We start from the raw sequence: 14,004 nt of genomic DNA on the forward strand, positions 1-14,004 counted from the left end.
GGGGCCGATCTGGGGCCGGCCGTCTTGGCTTGCCGGGGCAGGAAAGGCGCGGGTTCGGCTTGACATTGCGCCGCGACCATACGCAGTTCGCCCGGGACCCGCCCCCTAAATCCAAACAAAGGCAAGATCGTGGCACACGGCGAAGTAGTCATCACTCCGGTTACCAGCAAGGGCGAGCGCGCCGAGTTCGTCGATCTGGCCTACCGGCTCAACGCCGGCGATCCCAACTGGGTGCCGCCGCTGCGGATGGAGGCGGTGGAACTGGTCACCCCCGGCAAGAATCCGTTCTTCGATCATGCCGACGTGCAACTGTTCCTCGCAAGGCGCGGTGGCCGCGCGGTGGGCCGCATTTCCGCGCATATCGATCACCTCGCCACCGCCATGGACGCGTCGCAGGGCATGGGGCCGGGCACCGGCAACTGGGGCCTGCTCGAAGCCGAGGACGAAGCCGTCGCCCGCGCGCTGATCGCCAAGGCCGAGGACTGGCTGAAGGGCAAGGGCATGACCCGCGTCCTCGCCCCGCTGTCGATGTCGGTGTGGGAAGAACCGGGCCAGCTGACCAAGGGCTTCGACCATCCGCCGACCGTGATGATGGGGCACCAGCCGGAACGCTATAACGACTACATCAAGGCGCTGGGCTACACCCCCGCCAAGATGCTCAAGACCTATGAGCTGGACATCACGCAGGAGTTCCCTCCGCTGATCCAGCGCATCATCACGTCGGGCGAGAAGAACGCCAAGATCCGCATCCGCAACGTGGACAAGAGCAAGTTCGACGCGGAAGCCGCGCTGATCCTCGACATCCTCAACGATGCCTGGTCGGACAACTGGGGCTTCGTGCCCTTCACCGACCGCGAGATCGCCTACGCCGGCAAGAAGTTCAAGCCGATCGTGCGCGAGGACCTGATCATGGTCGCCGAGTACGAGGGTGAGCCGGTGGCGTTCATGATGACGCTGCCCGACCTGAACGAAGTGCTGAAGCCGATGGGTGGCAAGCTTTTTCCGTTCAACTGGGCCAAGCTGCTGCTGTGGCTGCGCAAGCCCCGCCCGCGCACGATGCGCGTGCCGCTGATGGGTGTGCGCAAGAAGCTCCAGTCCTCGCGCCTCGCCAGCCAGCTCGCCTTCATGATGATCGAATACATCCGCCGCAATTCGATCTCGCGCTATGGCTCCACGCGCGGCGAGATCGGCTGGATTCTCGAGGACAACCAGGGGATGGTTGCCATTGCCGATGCGATCGGAAGCACCGTGAACAAGGAATACGCGATCTACGAAAAACCGCTCACGGCCTGATCCCGCAAACCGCGGGCGGTTGCCGGGAACCGGCACTGCCCCGGCCGCGTTTGTTTGTCCACGGAACGGCGGGTGTCGCCGCGCCGTGGGGATGAGGAACGGGCGGATGGCAGGCAAGGCAACCCGCCGCAAAGATGCGGTTCCTCTGGGGCGTGTGCTGATCGTGGAGGACGACGCCCTCGTCGCCATGGACATGGCGGAAGCGCTTGCCGAAGCCGGCGCGCGAAAAGTCGGCATCTGCGCCTCGATTTCCGCCGCCATGGGTGAACTCGAACGCATCCGGCCTGACGTCCTTATCCTGGACGTGCATCTTGCCGACCGCGACGATGGTTGGACGCTTGCGGAACTGGTCGTCCAGCTCAACCCCGTCGCGCCGCTGATCGTTTTCTCCACGGGCGCGCCGGACAGCATTCCCTCCGAAATTGCGGAACTGGGCCACGTGCTGGTCAAGCCGTTCCCGTCGTCCGAACTGGTGCGACTGGTCCGCGGCAACTTGCCCAAGCCCGGCCTTCTGGCCCGCCTGCGCAGCGCCCTGCCCCACTGATCCGGTAAAACTTGCGCTGCCCGTGGTGGCTGGCGCTTGGGCGGCCGGGCTGCCGTTTCGCGCGTCCTTCGACCGCATCAGGACGAAGCCGTAAAGGCATTCAGCCCGCGTGAGCCGAGGCGTCGCGGCCATACTCCGGCGTGCCTTCAGGTGACAGCGCACAAAAAAAGGCCTCCGCCGAGTTTCGACGGAGGCCTTTCGGGATCGTATCACCGGCCGCTTGGACGGGAGGGGGGGTCTCGGCGGTGACATGACCTAAACGAGCGCCCATTGGAGTGGTTCCCTGCCCTTTCATTTTTTTTGAATTTTTTCTCCGACCTCCGAAACTCTCCACAAAATCCTTTATATATAAGGTCTTGGCGAAAGCACATCGCCATCCATCTGGGCGAAGTGACGCGCCGCAGCCATGTCCGGGACCGCGATCGAAGCGAGCGTCCAATCGACCAGACCGGCCCGCCGCAGCGCCTGAAGCGAGCGGTTGGTATGGACCAGCGACAGCCCCAGCATGTCGGCAATCTGGCTTTGCGTGACGGTCAGCCGCAACACGCCGTCCCGCGCCACTCCCGTCTCGCTCGCCCGGCCGACCAGATAGACCGCGAGGTAGGCGAGCCTTTCCTGGGCGTTGCGCTGGCCGAGCGACACGAGATGCTCCTCGAGTGCGGCTTCCTCGCGCGCGGCGAGCCATGTGAGGTCGAACGACAGGCGCGGATGGCTGAGCGCCAGCTCGAAGAAGCGGTCGCGCGGGAACACGCAGAGCAGAGTATCGGTCATCGCCTCTATCCCGTGTGAAAGATCGGCGTCGAATGCCGATTGCAGACCCACGAAATCCCCCGGGAACATGAAGTTCAGGATCTGGCGACGTCCGTCTTCCAGCAAGCGATAGCGCATCAGCACGCCTTCCAGCACGGTGTGCAGCCGGGTGGCCCGCACGCCTTGGCGCAGAACCTGCTCCCCGCGCGCGAACCGCGCCTCGCCGGACTTGAACGCCTCGATCCACGCGCGCTGGCCTTCGTCGGGCGCAAGCAATCCGGTGCAGTCCCGCAGCGGGCATTCGCGGCAGCGGATACGCTCGGGCATCGTCCGTGCCCCGTTGTCGTTGGTGCCCCTCACGTCGCTGGCCATTCTCGTAACTCCCCGCTTGCGCTGCCTTGCCCGACGTCGCCCCCAGGGCCGCGCGGCGCCATGTCAAATGACACTGACCGCGTCACGGTTCCCGCGTAACGCCCCTTCACCCCTGCGACGAAGGGGAACAGGGGGATTGCGATGGATCGGGCCGCACACTGCGTTCTGGTGGTGGAAGACAGCCTGCTCGTCGCCATGGAGATGGAAGAGGAACTTCTCGCGGCCGGATACCGCGTGGACGTGGCCGGCAGCCTGGCCGCGGCGGACGAAGCGATTCAAGGCCGCAACTACGCCGCCGCCCTGCTCGATTTCCAGTTGCCCGATGGGCTGGCGCTCGACCTGGCCCTGCGGCTCGATGGGCTGGGCTGCGTGGTGGCGCTGGTCACAGGTGCGCTGCCCGAGCACCTCCCGCCGGGCTGCGAGCGCTTTGCCTTCTTCGACAAGCCAGTGCCGCCGCAGGTGCTGGTGGACTGGGTAACGCAGGTGGTGGAGCGGCGCGGCGCAGAATAGCGGGCGATGCGGTGATCGCTGGCCCGGGAACCTTTTTCACCCTACATACGTTGCGCGTTGCATCGAGTGTCCGGAAGGGGTCTAAATGTCGCTGGGTGCCAAAGTCGCCGCCAACCTGCCGTATCTCCGCCGCTATGCGCGCGCCCTCACGGGCAGCCAGGCAACCGGCGACGCCTTCGTGCGCGCCACCCTTGAAGCCGCGCTGGCCGACAATGAATTGCGCGCGCAGATCGGCGAAGGCCGTGTTGCGCTCTACCGCGCGTTCAATGCGGTCTGGTCCAGCGCCTTTGTCGATACCAACGACTATTCCGGCGTCGAGCACGGCACGCATGAAGCGGCCGCGCAGGAACGTCTCGCGCATATCACCCCGCTCAATCGCCAGGCGCTGCTGCTGACCACGCTCGAGGATTTCTCGATCGACGAAGCCGCGACCATCATGGATCGCACCCCCGAGGACGTCGAGGATCTGGTGCAGGAAGCGATCGAGGAAATCGACCGCGAATCCGCCACTTCGGTGCTGATCATCGAGGACGAGCCGCTGATTTCCATGCAGCTTGAGGATCTTGTCCGCTCGCTGGGCCACGACGTGTGCGGCATGGCCGCCACTCGCACCCAGGCACGCGAAATCGTGTCGCAGGAAACGCCCGGCCTCGTCCTTGCAGACATCCAGCTTGCCGACGGCAGTTCGGGGCTCGACGCGGTGGACGACATTCTCAAGATCACCGACGTGCCGGTGATCTTCATCACGGCCTACCCCGAGCGCCTGCTGACCGGCGATCGGCCCGAGCCGACCTATCTCATCACCAAGCCGTTCCAGGAATCGACCGTGCGGGCGGCGATCAGCCAGGCGCTGTTCTTCGGATCCAGCCGCCCGCTGGCCTGATCGGTTACGGCACCGAACAAACGACGGCCGCCCCATCGGGGCGGCCGTTTTCGGTTCAGCCCTTGCGGCCCTCGCGAATGGCGAAATCTCCGCGCCGCCGCACCGGGATCACCAGCGTGCACTGCACGCCGTCCGGATCGAACCGCAGGTCCACCGGGTTGCGCAGTTCGTGCGCGACGATCTTCTCGATCAGGTCCGTGCCGAAGCCCCTCTTGCGCCGCGCCTCGGATGCCAGCTTCGGCCCGCCGGTTTCCTGCCAGCGGATCCGCGCACGGTCCGCGGCGACCATTTCCCAGGCCACGCGGACGCGCCCTTCGGAAACGCTGAGCGCACCGTACTTGGCGGCGTTGGTGGCCAGTTCGTGAATCGCGAGGCCCAGCGACAGGGCATCGTTGGGTGCCAGTTCCACGTCGGGGCCATCCATTTCCACCGGCGGGTCCTCGCCCTGCGCATAGGGCGCCAGTTCGGCCTGGAGCACCAGCCGGATCGGCGTGGTGCCCCACTCAGACTGGGTGAGCAGATCGTGCGTGGCGGAAAGCGCGCGGATGCGGCCTTCCAGGCTATCGGCGAAATTGTCGAGATCGGTCGCCCGGCGGCGGGTCAACGCGATGATCGACAGCACGTTCGCCAGCGTGTTCTTGACCCGGTGGTTCAGCTCGCGGGTCAGGGAATTGCGGATCGAGGACTGTTGCTCGAACCAGGCCAGCGCGATGCGGTCTTCCACCGCCTGCTGCGTCAGCAACCGCGCCAGCACCAGCAGCAGCGTCGCCACCAGCAAACCGAACAGCAGGGTCATTACCGACATCAGGCTGAGCATCGTCGTCGCCGGCGCTTCGACTTCCAGTATCCAGCGCCTGCCCGCAAGGTCGATGCTCCGCCGCACCACCCGGCCGGAGCTTTGGGTGAGCCGCATTTCCGCAAGCAGGTTCCCGGGGCGCACGCTCTGATCGTAGACGCGGATGCCCACCGGGCCGATCCGGTCGGTATTCAGCGCCGATTGCAGGAACTGCCGCCCGTTGAACGGGCTATAGACGAAGCCTCTCAGCGCGTGGTCTTCACCGCGCCGCACAGAATAGACCGGCATGTAGATCAGGAAGCCGGGGGCACCATGTGCGCGGTCTTCCTGCCGCAGCACCACCATACCCGACGCGACGGGACGGTTCTGCTGGGCCGCCTGCTGCATGGCGGCGCGGCGGATGCGTTCCGAATACATATCGAAGCCGACCGCGCGCTGGTTCCGGCCAGAGCGGGGTTCGAGATACATCACCGGCACGACGAAGGGCGTGTCCGGTGCGGGCGCCGGCGTGACTGCGAATCCGCGTGCGCCGCCCCGGCGCATCACGTCCTCGACCACGGGAATATCCGCGCGGTTCACTTTCATCGCCCAGCCGATCCCTTCCGAGCCGAGGAAGTTCCCGTCGAGCTGGAGTTGCTGGATGAAGGTGCGGAACAGCGGCGCCTCGACCATTTGCTGGGTCGCGAACAATGCCGCGCCTGATCGCAGATAGGCCGCGTTGGCGTTGGACCGCCGCTCCAGTCCAGAGGCAACAGCCTGCGCAGTCTGCGCCAGCTGCGCGGTCTCGCGCTGGGTCTCGGCGTGCTCGATCGCGAAGACGCTCAGCACCGTCACAGCCATCGTCAGCGCGAAGATGCCGATGGGCAGCGCGCGCGGAAACCGTTCGTACCAGCGTTGCGAAAGGTTCTTGTCGGAGAGCAGCTTCTCCACGTGGCTGTTCAATCCTCCGGGCTTCGGTCCGACCGCACGTGGCCTGCGGCTATGGCATGACCAGAATTGCCGCGCCAGATCGGGACGTTCGCCCACGCGACTTATTTATCGGGGAACCACCCGGCCCGGCTTTCGTTCCTCGCTTTACACACGGCGTGCGGTGGCTGGCTTGGAACCCCGTGGTCGTTGTATCTTGCCTTTGCCGCGCGGGTCGCGGCTCCTGATTTGCGACGACCCTGGGGGGAGGCTTTGCCGGATCGAATGCCGAAAGAGAAGAAACCAATGAAGACGATGGGCGCAACGCGCCGTGGTGACGGAAAGGCGAAGTCCCCGGAATGGGCGACCGGCTTGCGCCGTCTTTACGATTCCGTCGTGGACGAACCCCTGCCGGACAGCTTCGCCAAACTGCTCGACCAACTGGACGACAACTCGGATGGCTGACGCTCACTCCGGCTCCCCGCAGCCTCATGGCGATGGCCATGCTCCCGATGAACAGGACGGCGCAAAACGCGTCCCGGTCAAGCGGCCGTTCGACCGCAACGCCGAACGCCCGCGCACCGCAGGCCCCGAGTTCAAGCGCGAGCTGACCGGCGTCATCCCGCATTTGCGCGCCTTTGCGCGCGGCTTGTGCGGCCGCCCCGATCTTGCCGACGATCTCGTCCAGGAAACGCTGCTCAAGGCATGGGCTGCACAGGACAGGTTCGAGCCGGGCACATCGATGCGGGCATGGACCTTCGTGATCCTGCGCAACGCCTACCTGACCGATATGCGCCGCAACCGCTTTCGCGCCGACTACGACGAGACCGTGGCCGAACGCATTCTGGTGGCGCCCGCCGGGCAGGAAGGCCCGCTGCACCTTTCCGACATGCATCGCGCCCTGCTGACCCTGCCGGCCGAACGCCGCGAGGCGCTGCTGCTCGTAGGCGCAGGCGGCTTCAGCTACGAGGAAGCCGCGCAGATCTGCCAGTGCGCCGTCGGCACGATCAAGAGCCGCGTGGGCCGCGCCCGCGCCGCGCTGACGCAGATGATGGAGGACGGCCAGCTGCCCCGCCGCAGCACCGGAGACGCCATCGCCCACGACGCGATCATGGGCGAACTCGACAGCACCGTGCAGGCCGGTTCCTGACCGGCCGCGCGCTGCCCACTTTGCGCCTACCCGCTTTCGGTTGCCCCCACTTTCGAAGGACTTGATCCCACCCCCTATTGGGGGGCAGGAACGGTGGCACCCGTTTTCGAAAGCGAAACCCTTGGATCCCGAACTGACCGCCCCCGTCACGCCCGCCGGCGAAGAGCCGCCGGTGGATCAGAGCGCACGGCTGCAATCGGCGATCCTGCTGCTGCTGGGGCTGGGCCTGTTCCTGGCGCTGCCGTTCGTGCTCTCGATCGGGTCGGTGGTGTTCCTGCCGCCGGTGACCGCGATGATCTTCACCATCGTGCTGTCGCCACTGGCGGACCGGCTGATCCGCTTCGGCCTGCCCAACATGCTCGCCTCGTTCCTGGCGATCACGGCGATGATCGCGGTGATCGTGCTGGCGTTGTCGCTGATCCTCCAGCCGGCCTTCGTGATGGTGGATCAGGTGCCCACGCTGGTGCGGCAGGTCAGCCAGCGCTTTGCCGAACTGCGCGGCAACCTTGCCTGGATCGGCGACATCAACCGCCAGCTGGCGCGGCTGACGGGCCACACCGCGCGCGAGGTGGTGCTGGCCAGCCCTTCGGTGATCGAACAGGTCGCCTTCGCCACGCCCAGCGTGGTGCTGGAAACGCTGCTCACCTTCCTGATGACCTTCTTCATGATCGAATCGCGCATTCGCATGAAGCGGCGCCTGCTGCTCGACCGGCAGAGCTTTGGCGCCTCGGTGCGCATCGCCCGCGTCCTGCGCGATGTGCAGGACCGGGTGGCGAGCTACATCCTCACCGTGGCGCAAATCAATTTCGGCGTGGGCGTGATCGTGGCCGCAGGGGCGTGGGCCTATGGCCTCGCCGCGCCGATCATGTGGGGCGGCCTCGCCTTCGTGCTCAATTTCCTGCCCTATCTGGGACCGCTGGTGCTGATGGGTCTGCTCGCGCTGATCGGGCTCGGCACCGCCAGCACCGTCGCGCTGGGGCTTGTGCCGATGCTGGCGTTCCTGGCGCTCCACGCCATCGAATCCAACGTGATCACGCCATCGATCCTGGGCGCGCGCTTCACGCTCAACCCGGTCTCGATCCTGCTCGCGATCAGCTATTTCTCGTGGATCTGGGGTGTGCTCGGCGCGCTTCTGTCGGTGCCGATCCTGCTCACCCTGTCGGCGCTGCTCGAACATCTCGGCCGGCCCAACATGGTCGGCTTCCTGTTCGGCGAACCGCTGTTCGAGCCGCCCAGCGCGCTTCTTTCCGAAGCCGATGCCGCCGCGCAGGCGGCATCGGAAGGATCATCGGCAGCGCGGGCCGGCTGAGCAGACGCCCAGACCGGCCCGCCATGGCCTATCAGGCCGGGTAGGCCCAGACCGTGCCGCGCGCCAGGTTCTCGGCCGCGAACGTCCAGTTCAGGCGGGTCTCGATCACCTGCTTCAGGTAATCGGGGCGCAGGTTCTTGTAGTCGACGTAATAGGCGTGCTCCCACAGGTCGATGACCAGCAGCGGGTTGCCCGACAGGTCGCTGAACGTCGCCGCGTCGTGGGTCTGCTCGACCGACAGCTTGCCGTCCTTGGCCACCAGCCACACCCAGCCCGAAGCGAAGTGCGCCGTGCCCTGCGCCGCGAGTTCGGCCTTCAGCGCATCGAGCGAACCGAACGACGCGTCGATCGCGGCGGCAAGGTCGCCTTCCGGTGCCGATGCAGCCGGGGTCAGGCTGTGCCAGTAGAAGCCGTGGTTCCAGGTCTGCGCCGAGTTGTTGAACAGGCCCTTGTCGCCCTTGGCAGTCGCGGCGGCGACGATGTCCTCAAGGCTCTTGCCGGCCAGATCGGTGCCTTCGATGGCAGCGTTGGTCTTGTCGACATAGGCCTTGTGATGCTTGCCGTGGTGAGTCTGCAAGGTCGTGGCGGAAACGGCCGGCTCCAGCGCGGTATCGGCGTAGGGCAGCGGAAGAAGGGTAATGGCCATGATAGCTCCGGATGAGGGGGGTGAACTTTCGCAGATCAACGCCCGGACAGGGCATCGGTGCCGCACCGCCTAGGCGGTGTACGCCACTGTGCCAGCGAGTTTTTTCAATCGGGAAACGAGAAAATAGCGATTATTGCAACGCAGCACGGCTCGCCGCGTCAGTCGTGCGCTTCGTCGCTTGAGCCCCCCGGCACGCCGCGATCGACCGCAGCCGTCACGGCCACGTCGAGCGTCACATTGCCAAGCGTGCGCATCAGGTCGGGCAGCACTTCCACCGCCACCAGCAGCGCCAGCGGGCCCACCGGCACGCCCATGGCGATGGCGATCGGCCCCACCGAGGCGACGTAGCTGATCGTGCCCGGCAGGCTGACCGAACTGAGCGAGACGAGGATCGCCATGATCCAGCCCGAAACCAGCGCCCCCGGCCCCAGCGGCACGCCATACCAGTGCGCGACATATACCACGACCGCCAGGTTCATCGCCGGGCTGGTGGCGCGGAACAACGAGACGGCCAGCGGCATCACGAACTCGGCGGTCGTCTCGCGCACGCCCAGCTTGCGGCAGGCGCCCAGCATCGCCGGCAGCGAAGCCAGCGAGGACTGGGTGGACAGCGCGAAGACCTGCACCGGCACCATCGCGCGGGCAAAGGCGGCGGGCGGCTTGCGCGCGATCAGGACCGCAAAGGCATAGCCGGACAGCCATACCACTGCCCCGGTCAGCACCACGATCAGGACATAATGCGCCAGCGCGCCGATGGCCGCCGCGCCGCTCTTGGCCGCCACCGTCAGGCTGAGCGCCAACACGCCCAGCGGCGCCACCGCCAGCACCCAGCCGATCACCACCAGCATCGCCGCCGCGATGGCCGCGAAGAACGTGGCCAGCAGCTCGCGCTGGCGCGGCTCCAGCCGCGTGCTCGCCAACGCGAAGACCGACATGAACAGGATCATCGGCAGCATCCGGTCATTCGCCGCGGCATCGAGCACGTTGGTCGGGACGATCGAGCGCAGGTAGTCCGCCATGCCCGGCACCGGCCCCCCGGCGCCCGTGCCGCCAAGGCTGCCGCGCAGCGCCTCGCCCGCGCTGCCGGGAATGGGCAGCAGCGCCAACAGCGCCGGGGTCACGAACAGCGCCATCGCCGCGCTGAAGCCCAGGAAGACAAGGAAATAGCCCAGGCTGCGCCGCGCCATCGCGCCGGCGCTGGCCGTGGCGACGGTCTGGACGATGCCGGTGAACAGCAGCGCCGCCACCAGTGGCACGATCGTCGCCTGCAAGGCCCGCAACCACAGGTCGCCCACCGGCTCAGACACCGCCAGCACCATCGGCAGCGCATCGGGCTGCGCGAAAGCCAGCAGCAGTCCGCCGGCAAGGCCCAGCGTGAGCGCGCCGAAGGTCCAGCCGGCGGAAACCTGCGCGATCGGCGGCAGCGTCATGGACGTTTTTTCAGGGTGCGGTAAGCTCATCTTGAGATGACAATAGCTATGGCACGCGACATAGCAAAGCCGCACACCATCAAGGGTGGCGGGCAAACGGGGTTGTGAATTCGATGGGACGCAAGTTCTTCGGCACCGATGGCATTCGCGGGCGGACCAACGTCGGCGTGATGACCGCCGCCACCGCGATGAAAGTCGGTCAGGCCGCCGGCACCTATTTCCTGCGCGGCGCACACCGCCACCGGGTGGTGATCGGCAAGGACACGCGCCTTTCAGGCTACATGCTCGAAAACGCGATGACCGCGGGCTTCACCAGCGTGGGCATGGACGTGGTGCTGCTGGGGCCGATGCCCACGCCCGCGGTCGCGCTGCTCACGCGGGAAATGCGCGCCGATGTGGGCGTCATGATCTCGGCCAGCCACAACCCCTATGAGGATAACGGCATCAAGCTGTTCGGCCCGGACGGATTCAAGCTCTCGGACGAGGACGAACTCGCCATCGAGACCATGCTCGAACAGGACCTGCCGCTCGCCGCCGCCGAAGACGTGGGCCGCGCCCGCCGCATCGAGGACGCGCGCGGGCGCTACATCCACGCGGTCAAGGCCAGCCTGCCGCACAACGTCCGGCTCGACGGGCTGCGCATCGTGGTCGATTGCGCGCACGGCGCGGCCTATCACGTCGCGCCCTCCGCGCTGTGGGAACTGGGCGCCGAAGTCATCGCCATCGGCGTCGAGCCGAACGGCAAGAACATCAACGCCGGGGTCGGCTCGACCCACCTCGAAGCGATCAAGGCCAAGGTGCGCGAAGTGCGCGCCGATATCGGCATCGCGCTCGATGGCGACGCCGACCGCCTGATCGTGGTCGACGAAAAGGGCCAGACCGTCGACGGCGACCAGATCATGGCGCTGATCGGCTCGCGCATGGCGGCTGCCGGCCAGCTTCGCGGCGGCGGTGTGGTCGCCACGGTGATGTCGAACCTGGGGCTGGAACGCTATCTCAAAGGGCGCGGGCTGGACCTGGTGCGGACCGCTGTGGGCGACCGCCATGTCCTTGAAAAGATGCGCGAAGGCGGGTTCAACGTGGGGGGCGAACAGTCCGGCCACATGATCCTGACCGACCACGGCACCACCGGCGACGGCACCGTTGCCGCGTTGCAGGTGCTGGCCGCCCTGATCGCCACCGGCCAGCCGGCGAGCGAGGCTCTGCACCTGTTCGATCCGGTGCCGCAACTGCTCAAGAACGTGCGCTTCACCGGCGGCAAGCCGCTTGAAAATCCCGCTGTGCAGGAAGTGATCGCCGAAGCCGAGGCGCAGCTGGCCGGGCATGGACGGCTGGTGATCCGTCCGTCGGGCACCGAACCGGTGATCCGCGTGATGGCCGAAGGCGACGACGCGGACGAAGTGGAAGCCGTGGTCGAGCGCATCTGCGAGGCCGTGCGCCGCGCGACCTGAACGCCACCTAACGACACCTGACAGCATCTGGCGCTCTATTGGCGCCACCGAAGGACAGACAAATGCTTGAAATGCGGCCCGATTGCGAACGCTGCGGCTCCGACCTGCCGGCCGAGGCGCCGGGTGCGTTCATCTGTTCGTTCGAATGCACTTTCTGCGCCGAATGCGCCGAGGATCTGGACGACCGCTGCCCCAATTGCAGCGGCGAGCTGGTGGACCGCCCCACCCGCGCCAAAGCGCTTCACGCCAAGCACCCGCCATCGACCGAGCGGCACCACAAGGGCGCGGCGTGAGCGCGCCGCGGGTCCTGTCCATCGCCGGTTCGGATTCGTCGGGCGGGGCAGGCATCCAGGCCGATATCAAGACGATCACCATGCTGGGCGGCTACGCGATGACCGCCATCGCGGCGCTGACCGCGCAGGACACCACCGGAGTCCGCATGGTGACCGCCACGACGCCGGACATGGTCGCCGCGCAGATCGATGCCTGCGTGGGCGATATCGGCGTCGACGCGGTAAAGATCGGGATGCTGGGTTCGCCCGATGTCGCCGCCGTGGTGGCGGGCCGGCTGGAGGGGCTGCGCGTGCCGATCGTGTTCGATCCGGTGATGATTTCCACCAGCGGCGCGGCGTTGGCGGACGCGGCCACCATCGCCGCATTCGAGCGGCTGATGGCGCTGGCCACGCTGACCACGCCCAACGTGCCCGAACTGGCAGCACTGGGCGGCGACGAGGCCATGGCGGCGCGCGGCGTGGCCTACCTGGCCAAGGGCGGCGATGCCGAAGGCGACGAAGTGACCGACCGGCTGGTGGTGCCCGGCGCGCCCGAACGCTGCTGGAGCGCGCCGCGCATCGCCACGCGCCACACCCACGGCACCGGCTGCACCCTGTCGAGCGCGATCGCGACGCTGCTGGGCATGGGCCTGCCGCTGGAGGAAGCGGTGGAAGACGCGCGCGAGTTCGTGCGCGCCGCGCTGCTGGCCGCCCCGGGTTACGGCAACGGCCATGGCCCGCTGGGACACCACGCGGTGCGCTGACCGCACCGCGCGGCGACGTCCTCAGTCGCAGTCCAGGCCGTAGAATTCGACGATGTGCGCCCAGGCCTCCTCGGCGGTCTCGACCATGTGGAACAGGTCGAGATCCTCGAAATTGATCACGCCTTCCTCGGCGATGGCGCGGAAGTTGATCACGCGGTTCCAGTAATCCGCGCCGAACAGCAGGATCGGGATCGGCTTCATCTTGCCGGTCTGCACCAGCGTCAGCAGCTCAAAGAACTCGTCGAACGTGCCGAAGCCGCCGGGGAACACCGCCACCGCGCGTGCGCGCAGCAGGAAGTGCATCTTCCGCAACGCAAAATAGTGGAACTGGAACGACAGGTGCGGCGTGACATAGGCGTTGGGCGCCTGCTCGTGCGGCAGCACGATGTTCAGCCCCAGCGATTCGGCCCCCGCTTCGGTCGCGCCGCGGTTGGCTGCTTCCATGATCGAAGGGCCGCCGCCCGAGCACACCACGAACTGGCGACGCTCTTCTTCCACCACCGCGCAGCGCGAGGCGATGAAAGCGAGCTTGCGCGCCTCTTCATAATATTTGGCCTTGGCCACCAGCCGCTCGATCACCGCCTTGCGTTCGGGCGTGGTGGCGGTGGCGAGCGCCGCATCGGCCATGTCCGGCGCGGGAATCCGTGCGGAACCGTACATCACCAGCGTGGACCCGATGCCGGCCTCATCCAGCAGCATTTCCGGCTTCAGCAGTTCCAGCTGGAAGCGCACCGGGCGCAATTCTTCGCGCAGCAGGAAATCCACGTCGCGGAAAGCGAGCCGGTACGACGGGTCCTGCTGCTGCGGTGTGGTGCGCGGCTGCGACTCGACAAATCCGGCTTCCTGCTCGGCCTTGTAGAACTTCCGATTGGTGAGTTCGCGGTTCGTTTCTTCTTCGGTCATCGCTTCCGTCTGTCGCCGGACCCGC

15 protein-coding genes are annotated in these 14,004 nt (G+C 66.7%); 10 read left to right on the plus strand and 5 right to left on the minus strand.

Features of this window, described 5'->3' with window-relative positions; all coding sequences use genetic code 11:
* Positions 1 to 129 precede the first annotated feature (129 nt).
* Together OLX02_RS03855 and OLX02_RS03860 are read left to right on the plus strand one after the other, a co-directional pair.
* A complete protein-coding gene (locus tag OLX02_RS03855) occupies positions 130 to 1,293 on the plus strand; it encodes an N-acetyltransferase (RefSeq protein ID WP_264420402.1) in 1,164 nt (387 codons plus the stop codon).
* Between the two features lie 106 nt (positions 1,294 to 1,399).
* On the plus strand, positions 1,400 to 1,837 hold the full coding sequence (locus OLX02_RS03860) for a response regulator (protein WP_264420404.1): 438 nt from the start codon (positions 1,400 to 1,402) through the stop codon (positions 1,835 to 1,837).
* A gap of 342 nt (positions 1,838 to 2,179) precedes the next feature.
* Here the strand turns inward: OLX02_RS03860 and OLX02_RS03865 are convergent, their stop codons facing one another.
* Positions 2,180 to 2,959 (minus strand): Crp/Fnr family transcriptional regulator, encoded by a 780-nt coding sequence (locus tag OLX02_RS03865; protein ID WP_264420405.1) that lies wholly within the window; start codon positions 2,957 to 2,959, stop codon positions 2,180 to 2,182.
* Positions 2,960 to 3,100: 141 nt separating this feature from the next.
* Between OLX02_RS03865 and OLX02_RS03870 the strand changes: the two genes are divergently transcribed.
* Together OLX02_RS03870 and OLX02_RS03875 are read left to right on the plus strand one after the other, a co-directional pair.
* Positions 3,101 to 3,469 carry a hypothetical protein gene (locus tag OLX02_RS03870; RefSeq protein ID WP_264420406.1) on the plus strand — a complete coding sequence of 123 codons (369 nt, stop codon included), beginning with the start codon at positions 3,101 to 3,103 and terminating at the stop codon, positions 3,467 to 3,469.
* Between the two features lie 85 nt (positions 3,470 to 3,554).
* The gene (locus OLX02_RS03875) at positions 3,555 to 4,352 is read left to right on the plus strand and encodes a response regulator (RefSeq protein WP_264420407.1); all 798 of its coding nucleotides are present in this window, start codon (positions 3,555 to 3,557) and stop codon (positions 4,350 to 4,352) included.
* A 55-nt stretch (positions 4,353 to 4,407) separates the two neighbouring features.
* Here the strand turns inward: OLX02_RS03875 and OLX02_RS03880 are convergent, their stop codons facing one another.
* A complete protein-coding gene (locus tag OLX02_RS03880; RefSeq protein WP_264420408.1) occupies positions 4,408 to 6,078 on the minus strand; it encodes a CHASE domain-containing protein in 1,671 nt (556 codons plus the stop codon).
* Positions 6,079 to 6,360: 282 nt separating this feature from the next.
* On the opposite strand from OLX02_RS03880, the gene OLX02_RS03885 reads away from it, so the two are divergent.
* From OLX02_RS03885 to OLX02_RS03895, 3 genes are all read left to right on the plus strand, one after another.
* Positions 6,361 to 6,519, plus strand: a complete 159-nt coding sequence (locus OLX02_RS03885; protein ID WP_319641230.1) for a NepR family anti-sigma factor — start codon at positions 6,361 to 6,363, stop codon at positions 6,517 to 6,519.
* Positions 6,512 to 7,204 (plus strand): sigma-70 family RNA polymerase sigma factor, encoded by a 693-nt coding sequence (locus OLX02_RS03890; RefSeq protein ID WP_264420409.1) that lies wholly within the window; start codon positions 6,512 to 6,514, stop codon positions 7,202 to 7,204. The genes OLX02_RS03885 and OLX02_RS03890 overlap by 8 nt, the downstream gene beginning before the upstream one ends.
* 121 nt (positions 7,205 to 7,325) lie before the next feature.
* Positions 7,326 to 8,513: an AI-2E family transporter gene (locus OLX02_RS03895; protein WP_264420410.1), complete on the plus strand. Its 1,188-nt coding sequence runs from the start codon at positions 7,326 to 7,328 to the stop codon at positions 8,511 to 8,513.
* Positions 8,514 to 8,544: 31 nt separating this feature from the next.
* Here the strand turns inward: OLX02_RS03895 and OLX02_RS03900 are convergent, their stop codons facing one another.
* Together OLX02_RS03900 and OLX02_RS03905 are read right to left on the minus strand one after the other, a co-directional pair.
* Positions 8,545 to 9,159: a superoxide dismutase gene (locus tag OLX02_RS03900; protein ID WP_264420412.1), complete on the minus strand. Its 615-nt coding sequence runs from the start codon at positions 9,157 to 9,159 to the stop codon at positions 8,545 to 8,547.
* Between the two features lie 158 nt (positions 9,160 to 9,317).
* The gene (locus OLX02_RS03905) at positions 9,318 to 10,589 is read right to left on the minus strand and encodes a dicarboxylate/amino acid:cation symporter (RefSeq protein ID WP_264420414.1); all 1,272 of its coding nucleotides are present in this window, start codon (positions 10,587 to 10,589) and stop codon (positions 9,318 to 9,320) included.
* A 113-nt stretch (positions 10,590 to 10,702) separates the two neighbouring features.
* Between OLX02_RS03905 and glmM the strand changes: the two genes are divergently transcribed.
* The 3 genes from glmM (at position 10,703) to thiD (ending at position 13,076) form a co-directional block, all read left to right on the plus strand.
* On the plus strand, positions 10,703 to 12,040 hold the full coding sequence (gene glmM / locus OLX02_RS03910; RefSeq protein ID WP_264421156.1) for a phosphoglucosamine mutase: 1,338 nt from the start codon (positions 10,703 to 10,705) through the stop codon (positions 12,038 to 12,040).
* 62 nt (positions 12,041 to 12,102) lie between these two features.
* Positions 12,103 to 12,333: a DUF1272 domain-containing protein gene (locus tag OLX02_RS03915; protein WP_264420416.1), complete on the plus strand. Its 231-nt coding sequence runs from the start codon at positions 12,103 to 12,105 to the stop codon at positions 12,331 to 12,333.
* A complete protein-coding gene (gene thiD, locus OLX02_RS03920; RefSeq protein ID WP_264420417.1) occupies positions 12,330 to 13,076 on the plus strand; it encodes a bifunctional hydroxymethylpyrimidine kinase/phosphomethylpyrimidine kinase in 747 nt (248 codons plus the stop codon). The genes OLX02_RS03915 and thiD overlap by 4 nt, the downstream gene beginning before the upstream one ends.
* Positions 13,077 to 13,097: 21 nt before the next feature.
* Here the strand turns inward: thiD and OLX02_RS03925 are convergent, their stop codons facing one another.
* Positions 13,098 to 13,979: an LOG family protein gene (locus OLX02_RS03925; RefSeq protein WP_264420418.1), complete on the minus strand. Its 882-nt coding sequence runs from the start codon at positions 13,977 to 13,979 to the stop codon at positions 13,098 to 13,100.
* Between the last annotated feature and the right edge of the window lie 25 nt (positions 13,980 to 14,004).

The sequence above is a fragment of the Novosphingobium sp. KCTC 2891 genome (assembly GCF_025938155.1).
Lineage (GTDB): Bacteria > Pseudomonadota > Alphaproteobacteria > Sphingomonadales > Sphingomonadaceae > Novosphingobium.

Excerpts from the sequence above, each read along its gene's own strand:
- OLX02_RS03885 (WP_319641230.1), top strand. The coding sequence starts at position 6,361 with ATGAAGACGATGGGCGCAACGCGCCGTGGTGACGGAAAGGCGAAGTCC.
- OLX02_RS03865 (WP_264420405.1), bottom strand. The coding sequence starts at position 2,959 with ATGGCCAGCGACGTGAGGGGCACCAACGACAACGGGGCACGGACGATG.
- OLX02_RS03905 (WP_264420414.1), bottom strand. The coding sequence starts at position 10,589 with ATGACGCTGCCGCCGATCGCGCAGGTTTCCGCCGGCTGGACCTTCGGC.
- OLX02_RS03875 (WP_264420407.1), top strand. The coding sequence starts at position 3,555 with ATGTCGCTGGGTGCCAAAGTCGCCGCCAACCTGCCGTATCTCCGCCGC.
- OLX02_RS03925 (WP_264420418.1), bottom strand. The coding sequence starts at position 13,979 with ATGACCGAAGAAGAAACGAACCGCGAACTCACCAATCGGAAGTTCTAC.
- OLX02_RS03870 (WP_264420406.1), top strand. The coding sequence starts at position 3,101 with ATGGATCGGGCCGCACACTGCGTTCTGGTGGTGGAAGACAGCCTGCTC.
- OLX02_RS03860 (WP_264420404.1), top strand. The coding sequence starts at position 1,400 with ATGGCAGGCAAGGCAACCCGCCGCAAAGATGCGGTTCCTCTGGGGCGT.
- OLX02_RS03900 (WP_264420412.1), bottom strand. The coding sequence starts at position 9,159 with ATGGCCATTACCCTTCTTCCGCTGCCCTACGCCGATACCGCGCTGGAG.
- OLX02_RS03890 (WP_264420409.1), top strand. The coding sequence starts at position 6,512 with ATGGCTGACGCTCACTCCGGCTCCCCGCAGCCTCATGGCGATGGCCAT.
- OLX02_RS03915 (WP_264420416.1), top strand. The coding sequence starts at position 12,103 with ATGCTTGAAATGCGGCCCGATTGCGAACGCTGCGGCTCCGACCTGCCG.
- glmM (WP_264421156.1), top strand. The coding sequence starts at position 10,703 with ATGGGACGCAAGTTCTTCGGCACCGATGGCATTCGCGGGCGGACCAAC.